The 20146-nt window shown below is 51.9% G+C and carries 18 protein-coding genes and 4 tRNA genes; 2 read left to right on the forward strand and 20 right to left on the reverse strand.

Annotated features, from left to right (window positions below; translation table 11 throughout):
- Positions 1-78: 78 nt before the first annotated feature.
- The 20 genes from AACU19_RS19020 to trxA form a co-directional block, all read right to left on the reverse strand.
- Positions 79-155 (reverse strand) — tRNA-Pro (locus tag AACU19_RS19020).
- 42 nt (positions 156-197) lie between these two features.
- Positions 198-284 (reverse strand) — tRNA-Leu (locus AACU19_RS19025).
- A gap of 20 nt (positions 285-304) precedes the next feature.
- A tRNA-His gene (locus AACU19_RS19030) sits at positions 305-380 on the reverse strand.
- 58 nt (positions 381-438) lie between these two features.
- Positions 439-515, reverse strand: a tRNA-Arg gene (locus tag AACU19_RS19035).
- A gap of 102 nt (positions 516-617) precedes the next feature.
- Positions 618-2003: a bifunctional threonine/serine APC transporter ThrP gene (thrP, locus tag AACU19_RS19040; RefSeq protein ID WP_000774737.1), complete on the reverse strand. Its 1386-nt coding sequence runs from the start codon at positions 2001-2003 to the stop codon at positions 618-620.
- Between the two features lie 190 nt (positions 2004-2193).
- Positions 2194-2934, reverse strand: a complete 741-nt coding sequence (gene wecG / locus AACU19_RS19045) for a lipopolysaccharide N-acetylmannosaminouronosyltransferase (RefSeq protein ID WP_105279218.1) — start codon at positions 2932-2934, stop codon at positions 2194-2196.
- Between the two features lie 2 nt (positions 2935-2936).
- Complete coding sequence (gene wzyE / locus AACU19_RS19050) at positions 2937-4289, reverse strand: ECA oligosaccharide polymerase (RefSeq protein ID WP_000055132.1); 1353 nt, start codon at positions 4287-4289, stop codon at positions 2937-2939.
- A complete protein-coding gene (rffT, locus tag AACU19_RS19055) occupies positions 4286-5365 on the reverse strand; it encodes a TDP-N-acetylfucosamine:lipid II N-acetylfucosaminyltransferase (protein WP_000217210.1) in 1080 nt (359 codons plus the stop codon). Before rffT ends, wzyE begins: the two co-directional genes overlap by 4 nt.
- Positions 5362-6612, reverse strand: coding sequence for a lipid III flippase WzxE (gene wzxE, locus AACU19_RS19060; protein ID WP_105279219.1), 1251 nt, complete (start codon positions 6610-6612; stop codon positions 5362-5364). The genes rffT and wzxE overlap by 4 nt, the downstream gene beginning before the upstream one ends.
- A 1-nt stretch (position 6613) precedes the next feature.
- Entirely contained in the window at positions 6614-7744 is a 1131-nt protein-coding gene (gene rffA, locus AACU19_RS19065; RefSeq protein WP_000612044.1) for a dTDP-4-amino-4,6-dideoxygalactose transaminase, read from the reverse strand.
- A 4-nt stretch (positions 7745-7748) separates the two neighbouring features.
- The gene (gene rffC, locus AACU19_RS19070; protein ID WP_105279220.1) at positions 7749-8423 is read right to left on the reverse strand and encodes a dTDP-4-amino-4,6-dideoxy-D-galactose acyltransferase; all 675 of its coding nucleotides are present in this window, start codon (positions 8421-8423) and stop codon (positions 7749-7751) included.
- Complete coding sequence (gene rfbA / locus AACU19_RS19075) at positions 8401-9282, reverse strand: glucose-1-phosphate thymidylyltransferase RfbA (RefSeq protein ID WP_000676063.1); 882 nt, start codon at positions 9280-9282, stop codon at positions 8401-8403. The genes rffC and rfbA overlap by 23 nt, the downstream gene beginning before the upstream one ends.
- An 18-nt stretch (positions 9283-9300) precedes the next feature.
- A complete protein-coding gene (gene rffG, locus AACU19_RS19080; protein WP_105271967.1) occupies positions 9301-10368 on the reverse strand; it encodes a dTDP-glucose 4,6-dehydratase in 1068 nt (355 codons plus the stop codon).
- On the reverse strand, positions 10368-11630 hold the full coding sequence (gene wecC, locus AACU19_RS19085) for a UDP-N-acetyl-D-mannosamine dehydrogenase (RefSeq protein ID WP_000006603.1): 1263 nt from the start codon (positions 11628-11630) through the stop codon (positions 10368-10370). Before wecC ends, rffG begins: the two co-directional genes overlap by 1 nt.
- Positions 11627-12757, reverse strand: a complete 1131-nt coding sequence (wecB, locus tag AACU19_RS19090; protein WP_001364316.1) for a non-hydrolyzing UDP-N-acetylglucosamine 2-epimerase — start codon at positions 12755-12757, stop codon at positions 11627-11629. Before wecB ends, wecC begins: the two co-directional genes overlap by 4 nt.
- Positions 12758-12812: 55 nt before the next feature.
- Entirely contained in the window at positions 12813-13859 is a 1047-nt protein-coding gene (wzzE, locus tag AACU19_RS19095; protein WP_001355381.1) for an ECA polysaccharide chain length modulation protein, read from the reverse strand.
- Between the two features lie 11 nt (positions 13860-13870).
- A complete protein-coding gene (gene wecA / locus AACU19_RS19100) occupies positions 13871-14974 on the reverse strand; it encodes a UDP-N-acetylglucosamine--undecaprenyl-phosphate N-acetylglucosaminephosphotransferase (protein WP_001050960.1) in 1104 nt (367 codons plus the stop codon).
- 239 nt (positions 14975-15213) lie between these two features.
- The gene (rho, locus tag AACU19_RS19105) at positions 15214-16473 is read right to left on the reverse strand and encodes a transcription termination factor Rho (protein ID WP_001054527.1); all 1260 of its coding nucleotides are present in this window, start codon (positions 16471-16473) and stop codon (positions 15214-15216) included.
- 84 nt (positions 16474-16557) lie between these two features.
- Positions 16558-16659 carry a rho operon leader peptide RhoL gene (gene rhoL / locus AACU19_RS19110; protein WP_001295255.1) on the reverse strand — a complete coding sequence of 34 codons (102 nt, stop codon included), beginning with the start codon at positions 16657-16659 and terminating at the stop codon, positions 16558-16560.
- A 140-nt stretch (positions 16660-16799) separates the two neighbouring features.
- Positions 16800-17129, reverse strand: a complete 330-nt coding sequence (gene trxA / locus AACU19_RS19115; protein ID WP_001280776.1) for a thioredoxin TrxA — start codon at positions 17127-17129, stop codon at positions 16800-16802.
- Positions 17130-17259: 130 nt separating this feature from the next.
- Here trxA and rhlB point away from each other — a divergent pair, with 130 nt between their 5' ends.
- Both rhlB and gppA read left to right on the forward strand, forming a co-directional pair.
- On the forward strand, positions 17260-18525 hold the full coding sequence (rhlB, locus tag AACU19_RS19120) for an ATP-dependent RNA helicase RhlB (protein WP_000047508.1): 1266 nt from the start codon (positions 17260-17262) through the stop codon (positions 18523-18525).
- Positions 18526-18660: 135 nt separating this feature from the next.
- Positions 18661-20145, forward strand: a complete 1485-nt coding sequence (gppA, locus tag AACU19_RS19125; protein WP_001355380.1) for a guanosine-5'-triphosphate,3'-diphosphate diphosphatase — start codon at positions 18661-18663, stop codon at positions 20143-20145.
- Position 20146 lies beyond the last annotated feature (1 nt).

A 20146-nucleotide genomic window follows, 5' to 3' on the forward strand; every position in this document is an offset into this window, starting at 1 on the left:
AAAGCTTTCCGGAACCCCCAGCCTAGCTGGGGGTTTTCTGTGCACAACAAAAAACCCCGCCGAAGCGGGGTTCAAAATTGGTCGGCGAGAGAGGATTCGAACCTCCGACCCACTGGTCCCAAACCAGTTGCGCTACCAAGCTGCGCTACTCGCCGAAATACTGCTTTTTGAATTTTTAGTTCAATTCTTTAAAGTCGTGGTGCGAGGGGGGGGACTTGAACCCCCACGTCCGTAAGGACACTAACACCTGAAGCTAGCGCGTCTACCAATTCCGCCACCTTCGCATTGTCACAACTTCTAATAATGGGGTGGCTAATGGGATTCGAACCCACGACAACTGGAATCACAATCCAGGGCTCTACCAACTGAGCTATAGCCACCACTACAAATCTTGTTACGCGGTATTACTACCACCGCAGCTCAAGCGCCGGGACTAAATGGCGCGCCCGACAGGATTCGAACCTGAGACCTCTGCCTCCGGAGGGCAGCGCTCTATCCAGCTGAGCTACGGGCGCTTAGCGCCGTTGCGGGGGTGGATAATACGGACTTCCCACCCCTCTGTCTAGTCCCTTTTTAAATAAATTGCGCGTTTGGTTACGGTTTGTGCGTTTTGCTGCTTATTCCTCCAGTTTATGCGCTTTACCGTGGCGATTAAGCCCAAAAACTTTATAAATTGCCGTCACCGCCAGCATAAAGATGATGCCGACAAACAGCGACATACGCGTATCTTCATTAAAGTACATGCCGATCAAAACGCAAATCAGGAATGCCATAGTTACGTAGTTGGCCCACGGGAACAGGATTGAGCGGAACGGATGGCTGGCAATCGCCGCTTTGTGCGCTCGACGAAAACGCAACTGGCTTATCAAAATCACAAACCATGGCACCATCCCCGGAAGCACGCTGGCACTGTAGACATAGACAAACACACGCTGCGGATTGGGAATGATGTAGTTCAGGCACGAGCCAATTAACAGAATAGCAATTGATACCGCCACGCCTGCAACTGGAACACCTTGACGGGAAACTTTTGCCATCGCCGCCGGTAACTGACGGTTTTTCGCCAGCGCGTAGAGCATACGTCCGCAACTGTACATGCCGCTGTTACAGCCAGAGAGCGCAGCCGTCAGCACCACAAAGTTGATAATACCCGCTGCTGCGGTAATACCGATTTTGGCGAAAGTCAGTACGAACGGGCTGCCGTTGCTGCCAATTTCATTCCACGGGAAGATGGTGACAATAACGAAAATCGCACCTACGTAGAAAATCAGGATTCGCCACAGCACTTTGCCTACGGCACTGCGCAGCGTCACCTGCGGATTCTTCGCTTCACCGGCCGTAATGCCAATCAGCTCCACGCCCTGGTAAGACGCCACCACAATACACAATGCGGTCAGGAACCCTTTCCAGCCACCCGCAAAGAAACCGCCATGCTCTGTGAGATTGCTAAAACCAATCGACTGCCCGCCATTGCCAAAGCCAAAGAAAATCACGCCCAGGCCAATAACAATCATCACGATAATCGTGGTGACTTTGATCATCGCGAACCAGAACTCGATTTCGCCGTACAACCGCACTGCCGCCAGATTCGCCAGTGCCACCAGCGCCACCGCAATCAATGCCGGTATCCACTGCGCCATCTCCGGGAACCAGAACTGGACATAAACGCCAATGGCGGTGATTTCTGAGATCCCCACCGCCATCCACATAAACCAATAAGACCAGGCGGTGAGATAGCCAAAAAACGGGCTCATATAACGATGCGCATAAACGGCGAACGAACCGGTAACCGGTTCGAGGAACAACATTTCGCCCATTGAACGCATGATGAAAAAGACGAACAGCCCGGCGATGATATAGGCCAACAATACGGATGGCCCGGCCCATTTCAGGGTACTGGCGGCCCCCATAAACAGGCCGACGCCAATGGTGCCCCCCAGGGCGATGAGTTCGATATGTCGAGCTTCCAGCCCACGCTGTAGCTCTGGTTTGTTATCTGCCATAAATCCTCGTGTTGTGTTTGCATGCTTTCCGGTGTTACCGGTTATCGTTATGGGTACATCGAGTGTTGCGAATGTTTTCGTAATTCAGGAGAAATGGCAAATAAAGCATTAAAAATTTGAATGCTTTGTGTAATAAAAAGACAGGCAGGCGACGAAGTGACCACTCCGTCGCTTTACAGAGAGAGGAAAATCAGAGGTTGCCGGTGTAATGCCAGCGTAAATAACGCAGCAAACGAAGCTGACGCTTAATGCGGCTCGGCTGCGAAAGCAAGCGGTAGAGCCACTCCAGCCCCAGCTTTTGCCAGATTTTCGGTGCGCGTTTCACGTGACCGGTGAAAACATCGTAAGTCCCGCCAACGCCCATATACAGCGCATCCGGATGCACCAGACGGCAGTCGCGCATGAAGATCTCCTGCTTTGGCGATCCCATCGCAACGGTGACGATTTGCGCTCCGCTGGCATGAATGCGTTCAAACAGCGCCTGACGCTGCTCGGGTTTAAAATAACCATCCTGACTGCCAACGATATTCACATTCCACTGATTGCGCAGTTTAGCTTCAGTTTGCGCCAGCACTTCAGGTTTACCGCCCACAAGAAATACCGGCGTCCCTTCTTTGCCTGAACGCGCCATCAGCTCTTCCCAGAGATCGGCCCCGGCAACGCGGGAAACCTGCGCCTGCGGGTACTTTTTACGTACTGAACGTACAACGCTGATGCCATCAGCATATTTAAATTCGGCAGCATTAATTAACTCCCTGACCTCGGCGTTATCTTCAATGGTCAGCATTTTTTCGGCATTAATGGCAACCAGCGTTCCCTGCTTAAGCTGCCCGTCAGCAAACAGATAATCGAGGGCGTGCTGCATATCACGCCAACCAATCAACTGTAAGCCACGCAGCGTATAGGTCGGTGCTGTGGTGTTGTTATTCATTGTTATCCTTCAACCTGCGTCCGGAGCGATGATTTTGTACGTTTATGAATGAGTCCGGCGCTTTCAAAAAGCCAGTACAACAGTTTTGCGATCATCAGACATGCGCCGAAGACCACGATAAAAAAGACTACGCGTGAGACAAACGAATCCAGCCCTTCACGCGCCAGCACGATCATATTGAAGATCGCCCCGAAGCAGAAACTGTGCAATATCGCAGCCTTATAGCGATTAGTTTCGCGATTGCCCAGTTCATACAGCCAGTCGAACCATTTGATGATCAGTCCAACCACAATCGCCCCGAGCGGGATGAACAACGCGCCGCCCATAACAACCAGTGAGCCTATAAGCGTAGGCGAGATCGCCAGCCCGGAGTGGTTATTCAGCACTTCCCAGGTAAAGTAGTTGGCGGAGTTCAGTACCATACTCGGGCGACCCGGCCACAGCCAGGAAGGGATAAAGACATAGAAATCGCGGACAATGGGAGCCAGGCCCTGGAAGTCGATGTTGTCGTAGTTCTGCAACAGCAATGCCAGATTCTCCCACGGCGAAAAGGTATCGCGGGTGAGATAGAGAAACGTATAGAACGCTTCATCGCCGCTCACATTCATTCCATAGCGTTTTAGCGCCAGCCAGAACATGCCCACAATCCCCAGCACGCCCGCCGCCGCCAGCATCCACAACGAAATCCAGCCGCGAATAATGCCAATAAACAGGAAGATAGCAAATGCGATGATAATATTGGCGCGAGTGCCGCCGACAATCATGTAAGTCAGCAAGCCAAAGGCGACCGTGCTGACGAGGAAAAACAGCCACGCTTTGCTGTCCTGGCGCAGAAAGTAGACCACCAGCATCGCCGGGATGAAAAAGTAAAAGAAACGTTTTAACGCCACGCCGGAGACTTCACTGGAGAAGATCTGACTGTAGGAGTTAAGACGGAACAGCAAAAAACCGTTGTGCATGAAGAAGATGCCGACGCTTACCAACGCAATGCCCATCAGGATCACCCACGTGAGATTGGTCTCCACGCGGTTCATGGTAAACAGCGGACGGCGCGGTACATCAGCAACGCGTTTGCGTAGGCGGGTTTTGTAGGTGACATAGTAAACCGCGTAGAAGCAGCCCGCAGAAAGCAACGCCTGCAACAAGATTTCTGGCGGCGCAACACCAACATCAAAGCGAAATACCAGCACGCTGGTCAGCGGGAAGCCGAAGAAAAAGGTGAGCAAAAACAGCAATGAAAAGAAGACATTGAAGTTAAAGCGCACACGGCGAAACTCAAACCAGGTCAGCGTGGCAATAAACAGCGTGCAGAGCAGCCAGACAACAAACAAGCCACTGAATTGCAGCAGACTCATGCGACCTCCCCGGCGGCAATCGCCAACGCCCGCTGCCAGCCTTGCAGATAGTTCGGGCTAAAGAAGGCAATGGTGTTTTTATCCACCGACGCCAACTGGCGCTGTGCTTCACGCACAATATCCTCGTTGAGATCGTCGGTAGTAAACAGCACCGGCAAATGCTGTTCCGTCATATCCTGCCAGAACGGATTTTCCCGGTTAAGCACACAAGGAATACCCGCCTGAATCAGTAAGCACAGCGTACCAATGCCCTGCTGGCGGGCAAAAATAAAGTAACCGAGATCGCACTGACGAAGTAGCGCCAGATAGGCATCAAATTCCAGTTTTTCGCTCAGAACTTGCAGATTTTCTTCGCTGAATAACGCCAGCCCCGCCAGGCGAACTTCATTGATATATGCATCGTTATTGGGTGGATATCCCATCGGCACCACGACTTTTACCGTATCGCCAAATTGCTGATGAACGGCGCGTAAGGCGGCGACATGCTCATTGCTGCGGTCACCGGAGTTCCCCACCAGAATGGTCATTTTCCCTTCACGTTGGCGATCGTTCGCCATCGTATTGAGAGAAGGGTCCATCCGCGTCGGGAAGTACAGCAGTTCGCCCCGCACCTTTGGATGCGTTTTGGCAAAAAAACTCAAATCACCGCGGGTGGCAAATACACAGCCGACTCGCTTTTGCGCCAGGCGACGCAACGGGTAAAAAAGCTTATATCTCAAGCCACTGGAAAGCTCATACAGGTCTGCCCCCCAGATATGCCAGAAAAACTGGCTGGGCTTAATGCCACCACTCAGCAGAGCCAGCCACAGTTTGGGATTGAACTGACCGTGGAAAAAAAATCGCTGCTGACGGTTAGCTTTTGCTTTCGCGATGACCGCTTCCGCCAGCGATTTTTTCCCAGGGAAAAATTGCACAGAAAGCGCCGGACAGCTATCACTTAAGCCGTCGTCCTTGCCAACAACCATAAACTCGCGCGCATGCTCGCTCGTCGCGGCCAGCACGTCGTTGAAAAACCGCAAAACGGTTTGGTTATGGTGAGGGATATCCGATCCCAGTACGTGAATCAGTACAGTCATGCCCGCCTACGCCAGAGTAAAAACACGCCACAACAAAGAGAAAAATAGACGATATAGGTTGCCATATAGGCCTGCGCCGCGCCCAGTGCACCATGCGCAGGGATTAGCCAGTGGGCAAATACCATCAATAAAGTGAACTGGCTGACTTCCGCCAGAATATAAAACCGCAGTGACGCTTTGGCGATCACCAGATAACCAAAGACATAAGCGCCCACTTTTAACACATCACCCACTAACTGCCAGGCAAAGAGATCGCGCATAGCGGTAAATTTATTCGACAACAGCAGCCAGATAGCAAAATCACGCAGCAACCAGACGGTAAAACTCGCCGCCGCCACTGCCGGTAAGACGAATTTCAGCGATTTAACCACTTCCCGGGTGATATCGCGCTTTTCCGTTAGCCGCGACAACGTGGGCAGTAAATATACGCTGAACGATGCCGTAATAAATTGCAGGTAGGCATCGGAAATACTGCTCACCCCTTGCCAGATACCCACTTCATCCCAGCTATACTGCGCCGCCAACAGTTTACGCATCATGATGTACGCAACGGGCAAGGTCACCGACGTAATCAACGCCATGAGCGTAAATTTGCTCAACTGCCCTGCCAGGCCGTTATCCCAGCAGGGTTTCAGATAGCTTAACGGGATGGCACCACGTTTGATCAACATGATGACGGCAGGAATCACCACCAACGCGGGAATCAGCGCCAGCCCCAGCAATGCCCCTTCATAACCGCCCAAACGGTAACTGACATAATAAGCAATTACGCCAATCAGGCTGCCGACAATCAGCGATAACGCATTACCAGCGACATCGCGAAAGCCTTTCATCAACGCCAGTAACAGGTTGCCCCAGGCGATCCCCATTTGCACCAACGCCACTAAACGCACCAGCCCCACATAGTCGGTATTACCAAACAATCCCTGGCTAATTGGCGCTGCCGCCAGCACAAAAACCAGCGCCATCAGCGTAGAGAAGCCAAGCACCATCGCTGATGAAGTGCCGACCACGCGGCGCAGCTGCTGCGGATTATCATGGTACTGGGCAACGTATTTGGTTACGCCATTAAAGATGCCCGCCCCGGCAAGCACGCCGAGCACGGTAATCAACTGGCGGAAATTTGCCGCCAGCCCAAGCCCCGCCGGACCAAATGACACCGCCAGCAACTTACCGACCAGTAACCCTGCACCAATCTTGACCAGTGTACTGGCCGCCGTCCATAAGGACGCTTTTGCCAACGACATATCAGGAGAAGTAATTCAACAAGGTCGCAATTACCGTACGCTGATTGACGGGCGACAGGTTGTAGAACAGCGGCAGGCGCAGCAGGCGCTCGCTCTCTTTGGTGGTGTAGCGATCTTCACCGTGGAACTCACCAAAGCGTTCCCCCGCAGGGCAACCGTGCAGCGGAATGTAATGGAACACCGCCATGATTTCCGCTTCTTTCAGAAAGTTAATCAACGCGCTCCGGTCATCAATATCCCGCAGTTTAATGTAGAACATATGCGCGTTCTGCACGCAGCCATCGGGAATCGACGGCAGCTCGATACGCCCGGCTTTCGCCAGAGGTGCTAACGCATCGTAGTAGTTTTGCCACAGCGCCAGACGTTGCTGATTGATACGATCCGCTGCTTCCAGTTGCGCCCACAGGTACGCAGCTTGCAGATCGGACATCAAATAGCTGGAGCCAATATCGCGCCAGGTATATTTATCGACCTGACCACGGAAGAACTGGCTGCGGTTTGTGCCTTTTTCACGGATGATCTCGGCTCGTTCGATTAACGCTTTATCGTTAATCAGCGTCGCGCCGCCTTCACCGCCCGCCGTGTAGTTTTTGGTTTCATGGAAGCTAAAGCAGCCAATATGACCAATGGTTCCCAGCGCACGCCCTTTATAAGTGGACATCACGCCCTGAGCGGCATCTTCCACCACAAACAGATTATGCTTTTTCGCCAACGCCATAATGGTGTCCATTTCGCAGGCCACACCCGCGTAATGAACCGGCACGATAACGCGCGTTTTGTCGGTGATCGCTGCTTCAATCAACGTTTCGTCGATGTTCATGGTGTCCGGGCGAACATCCACAAAAACGATTTTTGCGCCACGCAGTACAAAGGCATTGGCGGTGGAGACAAAGGTGTAGCTCGGCATGATCACTTCATCGCCAGGCTGGATATCGAGCAGCAGCGCCGCCATCTCCAGCGAAGCGGTGCAGGACGGCGTCAACAGCACTTTGGCGCTGCCAAAACGTTGTTCCAGCCACTGCTGGCAGCGACGGGTAAAACCGCCATCGCCACACAGTTTGCCGCTACCCATTGCCGACTGCATATAGTCGAGTTCGGTTCCCACCACCGGCGGTGCGTTAAATGGAATCATGTGATCACCTGTATAACCAGTACGCGGTGCTTTCTACATTCGCACCACTTTGTATGTATCGTTTAAGCGCGGCGGTGTTGCCCATTTGGGTCGCCACCCGCAAAGTTGTTTTACCGCGAGCATACGCCCAGTTTAGCGCTGTTTGCATCAGCTCAGCACCTGCACCGCGTCCAGCCAGCAGGCCAATTCGCGCATCTGTCGCATTGAGTTCCCGTAAAGAGACATAGCCGCGAATATCGCCGGACGCCGAACGTAAAATGAGGCATTGATGATCAAAGGTGCCGCGCACGGCATTTTCAACCCACTGCGCATAAAAGCGACCGCTGGCGTCAGGCGCATACCACGGCGCACGAAAACGGCTTTGCGCAAATGCGGCGCTGGCTAACTGACGTAATGCGGGAATATCTGTCTCTTGTGCCACTTCTGCGCCGCTATCACTGACATTGTTCACGGATAGCGCCAAATCAACTTCACCTTCAACCAGGCAGAATCCCAGCTGTTGCAAGGCATCCAGCTCAACAGTATTTGATGCAGTAATTTTGGCCTGTACTCGTGACCACGGCGCTAAAGCGTCTGGCGTCAGGAGTGGCGCATCAGGAGTGATGCGCACGATAGCGCTGTTAACGCCAAAGAAGGCATTTTCCCAGGCTAGTGGTTCAATACTGGCGCGGACGGGCACGGAGTAACTCCAGCAGATATTGGCCGTAGCCAGTTTTCGCTAATGAACTGGCAGCACGCTTCACACCTTCGTCATCGAGCCAGCCGTTACGCCAGGCAATCTCTTCCAGGCAGGCAATCTTAAAGCCCTGGCGTTTTTCCACCGTCTGTACAAAGGTACTGGCTTCAATCAGGCTGTCGTGTGTGCCGGTGTCCAGCCAGGCAAATCCGCGCCCGAGCAGTTCAACGGTCAGGTTGCCTGCCTCGAGGTACATCTGGTTGATGGAGGTAATCTCCAGTTCACCACGCTCCGACGGCTTCACCTGCTTTGCGTACTCCACAACTTTACTGTCGTAGAAATAAAGCCCGGTCACCGCCCAATTTGATTTTGGCTGTTTTGGCTTTTCTTCCAGAGAGATAGCGCGGAAATTGTCGTCAAACTCCACGACGCCAAAGCGTTCTGGATCCATTACCTGATAGCCAAATACCGTCGCCCCTTGCGTGCGCGCCGCAACATGACGCAGCTTCGGACTGAAGCCCTGACCGAAGAAGATGTTATCGCCCAGCACCAGACAAGATGGCTCACCATTAAGGAAGGTTTCACCGATGATAAAGGCCTGCGCAAGACCGTCCGGGCTGGGCTGTTCGGCATATTCCAGCTGGATACCGAACTCACTACCATCGCCCAGCAGGCGCTGGAAATAACCTTTATCTTCCGGCGTAGTGATGATGAGAATTTCGCGGATACCGGCCAGCATCAGCACCGACAGCGGATAGTAAATCATTGGCTTATCATAAATCGGCAACAGTTGCTTCGATACGCCGCGCGTAATCGGATGCAATCGGGTGCCGGAACCGCCCGCCAGGATAATACCTTTCATGTTTGCCTCCGCTGAAAATTAGCCGTTCAGACCTAAACGCTCGCCCTGATAGCTGCCGTCCTGCACCTGCTTCCACCAGCTTTCATTAGCCAGATACCACTGAACCGTTTTACGCATTCCACTTTCAAAGGTTTCCTGCGGCAGCCAGCCAAGTTCACGGGCAATTTTCGAAGCATCAATGGCATAACGCAGATCATGCCCCGGACGGTCAGCGACAAAGGTAATCAGATCGCGATAGTGCGCCACACCGTGCGGTTTATTCGGGGCCAGTTCTTCCAGCAGCTCGCAAATGGTTTCCACAACCTCGAGATTCTTACGCTCGTTGTGACCACCAATATTATAGGTTTCACCGACTTTCCCGGTGGTCACCACGCAATACAGCGCGCGGGCATGATCTTCAACATATAACCAGTCACGGATTTGCTGCCCATTGCCATATACTGGCAGCGGTTTACCCGCCAGCGCGTTGAGGATCATCAGCGGGATCAGTTTTTCCGGAAAGTGGTAAGGACCGTAGTTATTAGAGCAGTTGGTAATCAACGTCGGTAGACCGTAGGTCCGCAGCCAGGCGCGCACCAGATGGTCGCTGCTGGCTTTTGAAGCAGAATAAGGGCTGCTCGGCGCATACGGCGTGGTTTCGGTGAAGAAATCATCTGTGGAATGCAGGTCACCGTATACTTCATCGGTGGAGATATGATGAAAACGGAACGCCGATTTTTTGTCTTCTGCCAGCGCATTCCAGTAAGCCCGCGCCGCTTCAAGCAGTGTATAAGTCCCGACAATGTTGGTTTCGATAAACGCTGCCGGGCCGTCAATAGAACGGTCAACATGGCTTTCAGCTGCCAGATGCATGACGCAGTCTGGCTGATGTTCTGTGAAAACGCGCGCCAACTCTGCCCGATCGCAGATATCAACTTTCTCAAAGGCAAAGCGATCGCTTTGCGCGACTGGTACCAACGACATCAGGTTTCCAGCGTAGGTCAGCTTATCGACCACCACCACCGCATCGTTCGTCTCGTTGATGATATAACGCACCAGCGCCGAGCCAATAAACCCGGCACCGCCTGTTATCAGAATCTTTCTCATTAGCGCCAGACTCCTTTGGCATCGACGACATACTGCTGATGGACGTTGTCGCCATTGATAACTTTGAACTGACTATGATCGACCAACATCACCAGCACATCTGCCGTTGCCAGCGCCTCGTCAAGCTGCGCCAGAGTACAAAGCCCATTCAGTTTGTTCGGCAACTGGTGAATGTTAGGCTCAACAACCAGCGTTTCGCCGCTGTGCCACTGAGCGATCAATTCAGCGATTTCCATCGCCGGACTTTCGCGCAGGTCATCAATATTCGGTTTAAACGCCAGACCAAAGCAGGCAATTTTCAGCTCACTGGCGCGTTTATCGGTAGCGGCCAGGCAGTCGGCAACCGCCGCTTTGACCTGATCAATCACCCAGAACGGTTTGTGATCGTTCACTTCGCGCGCGGTACGGATAAGCCGCGCCTGCTGCGGATTCTGTGCCACGATAAACCACGGATCAACAGCGATGCAGTGGCCGCCCACGCCTGGGCCAGGCTGAAGAATATTGACGCGTGGGTGGCGATTCGCCAGGCGAATCAGTTCCCAGACGTTAATCCCCTGATCGGCACAAATCAGCGACAACTCATTAGCAAAAGCGATATTCACATCGCGGAAGCTGTTTTCGGTGAGCTTACACATTTCCGCCGTTCGCGAGTTAGTGACGACACACTCACCTTCGAGGAAAATTTTGTACAGTTCGCTGGCACGGGCCGAACAAACCGGCGTCATACCACCAATCACGCGATCGTTTTTAATCAGCTCGACCATAACCTGGCCCGGTAACACGCGTTCCGGGCAGTAAGCAATGTTGACGTCCGCCTGCTCGCCCACCTGCTGTGGGAAAGTCAGGTCCGGACGCATCTCTGCTAACCATTCTGCCATCTTCTCGGTTGACCCCACCGGCGAGGTGGATTCAAGGATCACCAGCGCGCCTTTTTTCAGCACTGGCGCAATGGAGCGAGCAGCCGATTCAACGTAAGCCATATCAGGCTCATGATCGCCTTTAAACGGCGTGGGTACAGCAATCAGCCAGGCATCCGCTTCAACCGGCGTCGTGCTCGCTCGTAAAAAACCGCCTTCTACGGCAGTTTTTACTACGCTCGCCAAATCAGGCTCGACGATATGGATTTCGCCACGATTGATGGTATCAACCGCGTGTTGGTTGATATCAACACCAATCACCTGTTTTTGCCGGGAGGCAAACGCTGCCGCCGTTGGCAGTCCAATGTAACCCAGTCCAATGACAGAAATGGTCGCAAAACTCATAGTGATATCCGATTATTTTTTAACGCTTCCAGAATGCGAGAGCATGCCTGACCATCACCATACGGGTTATGGGCGCGGCTCATGGTTTGATATTCGTTTTCGTCTTTTAAAAGACGCGTCACTTCCTCGACGATTCGCTGCTTATCCGTGCCGACCAGACGTACCGTACCCGCCTTCACTGCTTCCGGACGTTCAGTGGTTTCACGCATCACCAGCACTGGTTTCCCCAGCGAAGGCGCTTCCTCCTGAATGCCACCTGAATCGGTCAAAATCAGCCAGGCGTGGTTCATCAGCCAGACAAACGGTAAATACTCCTGGGGATCGATCAGAATGACATTTTTCACGTGCCCCAGAATGCGATTGACCGGCTCTCTGACGTTCGGGTTGAGATGCACCGGATAGACAATCTGAATGTCCTGGTGAGTGGTGGCGATGTCTGCCAGCGCATGGCAGATTTCTTCAAAGCCACGACCAAAACTCTCACGTCTGTGACCGGTCACCAGAATCATCTTTTTATCAGGGTCGATAAACGGATAATTTGCCGCCAGTTCTGAACGCAGCGTATCGCTGCTCATCACCTGGTCACGCACCCATAACAGTGCATCAATAACGGTATTACCGGTAATGAAGATTCGGCTGTCAGCAACGTTTTCACGCAGCAAGTTTTGCCGGGACGTTTCGGTTGGAGAGAAGTGATACATCGCCAGATGCCCGGTCAATGTACGATTTGCCTCTTCCGGCCACGGCGAATAGAGATCGCCCGTGCGCAGACCAGCCTCAACGTGACCAACAGGAATACGCTGATAAAACGCCGCCAGACTGGTTGCCAGCGTCGTCGTCGTATCGCCGTGAACCAGCACGACGTCTGGTTTGAACTCGGCAAGAATAGGTTTTAGCCCTTCCAGAATCCGACAGGTTATCTCTGTCAGACCCTGTCCTGGCTGCATTATGTTGAGATCGTAGTCAGGTACAATGGAAAAGAGTTTCAGCACCTGATCGAGCATCTCCCGATGCTGCGCAGTGACGCAAACTTTAGCCTCAAAAAAAGGATCTTTTGCCAACGCATGCACCAACGGCGCCATCTTGATGGCTTCCGGGCGCGTACCAAATACAGTCAGTACTTTCACATCGATTCTCTTCGAATAAGCGGCGAGCGCCTTTGCGCTCACCGCAGCAGTGTTGCTATTTCGAGCAACGGCGGGTTAATGCGACACCAGCCCCGATCAGCCCCCCGACAATGCCCCACATAATCATCAGGAAGGCACGACGTGGGCTATCGCGTTTTACCGGTTCTTCCGGCGTACGCAAATAGCGATAGGTCTGAAAACGCGGATCCAGGGTTGGACCAACATTCAGGGTGTTTAACATGGCCCGATTCTGATCATAGTCGAGATCAAAGGCCGGACCGACGGCCTGTAAATTTTCCAGTCGCGCCTGGAGCATTGGACGCCCAAGCAGGAACATTTCTGAATCAGGTAGTTCCTCGGCAGGTACATCTGTCGCACTGCGCGAAATATTATGCTGCTCAGCAATTTTCAGCGCCTGTTCAATGCTGTTCATCCGGCGGTCGTAGATGGCTTTCGCCACTTCTTCCTGACGCTTCACCTGAGCTTTCATCTGGATGGTACGCGCCGCCCATGCGCCTTTCAGCTCATCATTCAGATGGCTGGCTGCTCGTTGGCTGGCAAACGCAACATACTGACGTAACAGGTTATTAGCGTCAGGCGCGGTTTCGGCAATCAGCTTAACGCTATCATTGACCGCACGCGTGAAGTCACCGGGAATAAACACGATGTTGTTAATCATTTCATCCAGCAACGCCGCATCGGCTTTGCTGTTCCCGACCATCCGCTGTTTGTAATAGTCTGTCTGCAACCAGAAATCGCGGCGGGTATCCCACGAGGCCAGTTGCATAACAAACTCTTTATAGGCTTCATCCATGACCGATGGTTGGTCGGCAGAAGCCATGTTCGAACGGACGTCCAGGTTACGCAAAAATTGCTGCTGCGAGTAGTATCCTCCCAGCATATTCACTGTTGGACGATCGGTAATCGCCGTCGAGCTCCACTCCTGACGAGCAAAAAAAGTATACGCCAGCGCGATTAACGCAAACGCCAGCCCCATGCCAATAATCCACAGCTTCCCAGCCCACAAGGTACGAAACAACCCACGAATATCCAGTTCATTTTCAGCGTCTTCGGCCGGTTTCCCAGGCATTGGTTGTGTCATCACATCCTCATTTATTTGGTTAAATTGGGGCTGCCACCACGATTTCTACGCAGTCTGCGTTTTACGCGCTTAATAAAGCGAGCAACTTTCCAGGCACGCTTAATGCAATATCCATAGAGGAAGAATGCTAGCAAAAAGAGCACCAGCATGACCCATTCCGGGACAAAATGAGAGTATTCTGCCAGCACGCCAATTGAGGCGAGCAGTGCTGCGGCAAGGGTAATCAGCACAAACGCCTGGCGGGAAGTAAACCCGGCACGCATGATCAAATGGTGAATATGCTGACGGTCAGGAGAGAATGGGCTCATGCCTTTACGCAGGCGACGGTACATAATTGCCACCATATCCATTAGCGGAATGGCGATAATCCATAATGCAGTAACCGGGCTTATTGGGTGCGTTTTTCCCTGAGTCGTTTCGAGCAGGATCCAGATAACGGTAAAACCAATCAGCGTACTGCCCGCATCACCCATAAAGACTTTGTAGCGGCGACCCAGGATACCAAGGTTGAGCATGATATAGGGCAGGATGGCGGCGATCATCGCAAAGCACCAGATAGCGAGGCTGGTTTGCCCGTCGAACCACAAAATCATACCGATTGCTGCAAACGAGACGCAGGACAACCCGCCCAGCAAGCCATCAATGCCATCAACCATGTTGAAAGCATTAATTGCCGCCCAGACGGCAAATAGCGTCAGGAAGTAGCCAAACGGTCCGAGCACCATCTCCCAGGAGCCAAAGATATAACCCAGGCTACTGAGATAAAGTTTGCCGAACACCATCATAACAATGCCAACAGCGGCCTGTATGGTGGCACGGATTTTTACGCTGATATCAAAACGGTCATCCAGCGCACCGATGAACACAAGCACACCGGCACAAGCGAGATAGAGAGATGCATGCGGAATATAATAATCGACAATTCCGAACGTGAAGCAAATCCCTGCGTAAACCGAAATACCCCCAACGAGAGGTATCAATCCCTGGTGACGTTTGCGGAAGTTAGGTTTATCCACTAAACCGACTTTTTTTGCTACCTTTCGGGCAAAAAACAGAAACAGTGTCGTGAATAAAAAAATACTGATGAGATCAGTACTCACTGTCAGTAAATTCACAATGCATGCTCTCAGAGAAAATTATTAGCAGAAGTATAACCACGAAGACCTTTATTCAGAAGGGAAAGTCCGTTCCGAACCCACCAGTCCTGTGCAAAAATTAATCATTCGATATGCAAATTGCATAACACACGAGCAAAACCCAGGAATTTTCCTAACATTGCCAGTGCGGCAATAAGATTACAGATATAAAAGCAAAACGCCACGTAAACACGTGGCGTTTTTGGCATAAGACAAATTTATGAGCGCTTCATCATTTCGAAGAAATCGTCATTGGTCTTGGTCATCGCCAGTTTATTAATGAGGAACTCCATGGCATCGATTTCGCCCATCGGGTGAATGATTTTGCGCAGGATCCACATTTTCTGCAGCTCTTCCTGAGTAGTGAGCAGCTCTTCTTTACGGGTACCGGAACGGTTGTAGTCGATTGCCGGGAAGACGCGTTTTTCAGCGATCTTACGAGAGAGGTGCAGTTCCATGTTGCCTGTACCTTTAAACTCTTCGTAGATAACTTCGTCCATCTTGGAACCGGTATCGATAAGCGCGGTAGCGATGATGGTCAGGCTGCCGCCCTCTTCCACATTACGCGCCGCACCGAAGAAGCGTTTCGGGCGATGCAGGGCGTTGGCATCCACACCACCGGTCAGCACTTTACCTGACGCCGGAACAACGGTGTTGTAAGCACGCGCCAAACGAGTGATGGAGTCGAGCAGAATGATAACGTCTTTCTTGTGCTCAACCAGGCGTTTCGCCTTCTCGATCACCATTTCCGCAACCTGAACGTGGCGAGATGCGGGTTCGTCAAAGGTGGAAGCAACAACTTCACCTTTTACCAGACGCTGCATCTCGGTGACTTCTTCCGGACGTTCGTCAATCAGCAGAACCATCAGCACACAATCCGGGTGGTTGTAAGCAATGCTCTGAGCAATGTTCTGCAGCAGCATGGTTTTACCGGCTTTCGGCGGTGCCACAATCAGACCACGCTGACCACGACCGATAGGTGATGCCAGATCCAGTACGCGAGCGGTTAAATCTTCAGTAGAACCGTTACCACGTTCCATGCGCAGACGAGAGTTTGCGTGCAGCGGGGTTAAGTTCTCAAAGAGGATTTTGTTGCGGGCGTTTTCAGGTTTGTCGAAGTTAACTTCGTTAACTTTCAGCAGCGCAAAATAGCGTTCACCTTCTTTCGGCGGGCGAATCTTACCAGAGATGGTATCACCAGTGCGGAGGTTGAAACGGCGGATTTGGCTAGGAGAAACGTAGATGTCATCAGGACCGGCGAGGTAGGAGCTGTCTGCGGAACGGAGGAAACCAAATCCATCCTGCAATATCTCCAGTACGCCATCACCAAAGATATCTTCGCCACTCTTTGCGTGCTGCTTCAGGATGGCAAAAATAATGTCCTGCTTACGCATACGAGCCAGGTTTTCCAGCCCCATATTTTCGCCGAGAGTGATCAGCTCAGAAACCGGCGTATTCTTTAATTCGGTAAGATTCATAGTGGTGTGAGTTCTTAAACTTGGGGTAAATCTCGAACTTAATGTTGTGAATGGTATGGCAGGATCATCCATGCCTGTTTACGGTCATCGACTCATGTCTTTTCGCTGCCTGGTCACAGGAGAGTACGCAGAACTGAAACGACAAGACGGATTGAGTGACGAGCCAGAAATCTGTTCACTTCGCATTTAAGATAAAACGGGAAGCGTTGGAAATTACAAGATTCAAACTTAATAAGGTATGTTTAATACGAAGTCAACACTAAGTTAGCATGACTCACGCCGGGCGTCCAGTTTTTAGCGACAGGGCACCCGAACATGAAATTCCCTTACGCCAGGTTAGCGTCGAGGAACTCTTTCAACTGACCTTTAGACAGTGCGCCCACTTTGGTTGCCGCCACTTCACCGTTTTTGAACAGCAGCAGAGTCGGGATACCACGGATGCCATATTTCGGCGCAGTGCCAGGGTTTTGATCGATGTTCAGTTTTGCAACGGTCAGTTTGCCCTGATATTCGTCAGCGATTTCATCCAGAATCGGGGCGATCATTTTGCACGGACCGCACCACTCTGCCCAGAAATCAACGAGGATCGCCCCGTCCGCTTTGAGTACATCCGTGTCAAAACTGTCGTCAGTCAGGTGAATAATTTTATCGCTCATATATAACTCCACAGGAATAAGCCTGGCGTGTTGGTTTCGTTGTTGGTGTAACATTAACCAACTAAAGGTTGACTTTATTTCACCGGATACGCTTTCGTAAAGCAATAGTAAGCTGATATTCTACCACACTATGAGCAAAACACATTTAACAGAACAGAAGTTTTCCGACTTCGCCCTGCATCCGAAGGTTGTAGAAGCCCTTGAAAAAAAAGGGTTTCATAACTGTACGCCCATTCAGGCACTGGCCCTTCCGCTGACGCTGGCGGGTCGTGACGTAGCCGGGCAGGCGCAAACCGGTACCGGGAAAACGATGGCGTTTCTTACGTCAACGTTTCATTATCTTCTCTCTCATCCCGCGATTGCCGATCGCAAGGTGAATCAGCCGCGTGCCTTAATTATGGCACCGACGCGTGAACTTGCCGTGCAGATCCACGCCGATGCGGAGCCACTGGCGCAAGCTACCGGCCTGAAGCTGGGTCTGGCTTACGGTGGTGATGGCTACGACAAACAGCTGAAAGTGCTGGAAAGCGGCGTTGACATACTGATTGGCACCACGGGTCGTTTAATTGACTACGCCAAGCAGAACCACATTAACCTCGGTGCCATTCAGGTGGTGGTACTGGACGAAGCCGATCGCATGTACGATCTGGGCTTTATTAAAGATATCCGCTGGCTGTTCCGCCGTATGCCGCCTGCAAACCAGCGCCTCAACATGCTGTTCTCCGCCACGCTTTCGTACCGGGTACGCGAACTGGCATTCGAGCAGATGAACAATGCCGAATATATTGAAGTGGAACCGGAACAGAAAACGGGCCACCGTATAAAAGAAGAGCTTTTCTACCCTTCTAACGAAGAAAAAATGCGTTTGCTGCAAACGCTGATTGAAGAAGAATGGCCAGACCGAGCGATTATTTTCGCCAACACCAAACATCGTTGTGAAGAGATCTGGGGCCACCTGGCAGCAGATGGTCATCGTGTCGGTTTGTTGACAGGCGATGTCGCGCAGAAAAAACGTCTGCGTATCCTTGATGAATTTACCCGTGGCGATCTGGATATTCTGGTTGCCACCGACGTTGCCGCGCGTGGTTTGCATATTCCGGCAGTGACGCACGTCTTTAACTACGATTTACCCGATGACTGTGAAGATTACGTTCACCGTATTGGTCGTACAGGTCGCGCAGGCGCAAGCGGTCACTCTATTAGCCTGGCGTGTGAAGAGTATGCATTGAATTTGCCTGCTATTGAGACCTATATTGGTCACTCAATTCCAGTAAGCAAATACAATCCGGACGCATTGATGACCGATCTGCCAAAACCGCTGCGCCTCACACGCCCGCGCACAGGCAATGGTCCGCGTCGTACTGGCGCTCCGCGTAATCGTCGTCGTTCAGGTTAAATAAAAAATGTCATACTCAAAATCATTCAAACTGTATCAAGATGGCAAGAGAGTTAATCCCAATGAGCTTACTGTAGTAAGTGATTCGGATGAAAGAACGCAGCCAACGCAGAGACAGATTGAAGGATGAAGAGTATGGGTTCCACCTCGTCATTATATGCAGCCATTGATCTCGGTTCGAATAGTTTTCATATGCTGGTTGTGCGCGAGGTGGCTGGAAGCATCCAGACGCTGACGCGAATTAAACGCAAAGTGCGTCTGGCTGCTGGCCTGAACAGCGAAAATGCCCTGTCTAATGAAGCAATGGAGCGCGGTTGGCAATGTTTGCGCCTGTTTGCTGAACGTCTGCAAGATATCCCTCCCTCGCAAATTCGCGTTGTCGCCACGGCGACATTACGCCTTGCCGTCAATGCCGGTGATTTTATTGCCAAAGCGCAGGAAATCCTCGGTTGTCCGGTACAAGTGATCAGCGGTGAAGAAGAAGCTCGCCTGATTTATCAGGGGGTTGCTCACACCACTGGCGGTGCCGATCAGCGCCTGGTGGTGGATATCGGCGGCGCCAGTACTGAACTGGTAACCGGCACGGGCGCACAAACCACCTCGTTGTTCAGCCTGTCGATGGGCTGCGTCACCTGGCTGGAACGCTATTTTGCCGATCGTAATCTGGGGCAGGAAAATTTTGATGCCGCAGAAAAAGCGGCACGCGAAGTGTTACGTCCGGTTGCCGATGAATTGCGGTATCACGGCTGGAAAGTATGCGTTGGTGCTTCCGGCACTGTGCAGGCCTTACAAGAAATCATGATGGCACAGGGGATGGATGAACGGATTACCCTGGAAAAGTTGCAGCAACTGAAACAGCGCGCCATTCATTGTGGTCGACTGGAGGAACTGGAGATCGACGGGCTGACGCTGGAACGTGCGTTAGTGTTCCCGAGTGGTCTGGCGATCCTGATAGCCATTTTTACCGAACTGAATATTCAGTGTATGACCCTGGCTGGCGGTGCACTGCGTGAAGGCCTGGTCTACGGCATGTTGCATCTGGCCGTCGAGCAGGATATTCGCAGCCGTACGCTGCGTAATATTCAACGCCGCTTTATGATCGATATTGATCAGGCTCAGCGAGTAGCCAAAGTTGCGGCTAATTTCTTCGATCAGGTGGAAAACGAATGGCATCTTGAAGCAATAAGCCGTGATTTGCTCATCAGCGCCTGTCAGCTTCATGAAATAGGTCTGAGCGTTGATTTCAAACAAGCGCCGCAACATGCTGCTTATCTGGTGCGTAATCTGGATCTTCCCGGTTTTACGCCTGCACAGAAAAAATTACTGGCGACGCTACTACTCAACCAGACGAACCCAATAGATCTCTCCTCGTTGCATCAACAAAATGCCGTACCGCCACGCGTCGCAGAACAACTCTGCCGTTTACTACGCCTGGCCATCATTTTTGCCAGCCGTCGCCGTGACGATCTCGTGCCAGAGATGACATTAAAGGCCAACCATGAACTGTTGACCTTGACGCTTCCGCAAGGTTGGCTAACCCAACATCCGCTGGGTAAAGAGATTATTGATCAGGAAAGCCAGTGGCAAAGCTATGTTCACTGGCCGTTGGAAGTGCATTAAA

Source organism: Escherichia sp. MOD1-EC4550 (assembly GCF_963876935.1).
In the GTDB taxonomy this organism is placed as follows: domain Bacteria; phylum Pseudomonadota; class Gammaproteobacteria; order Enterobacterales; family Enterobacteriaceae; genus Escherichia; species Escherichia coli_F.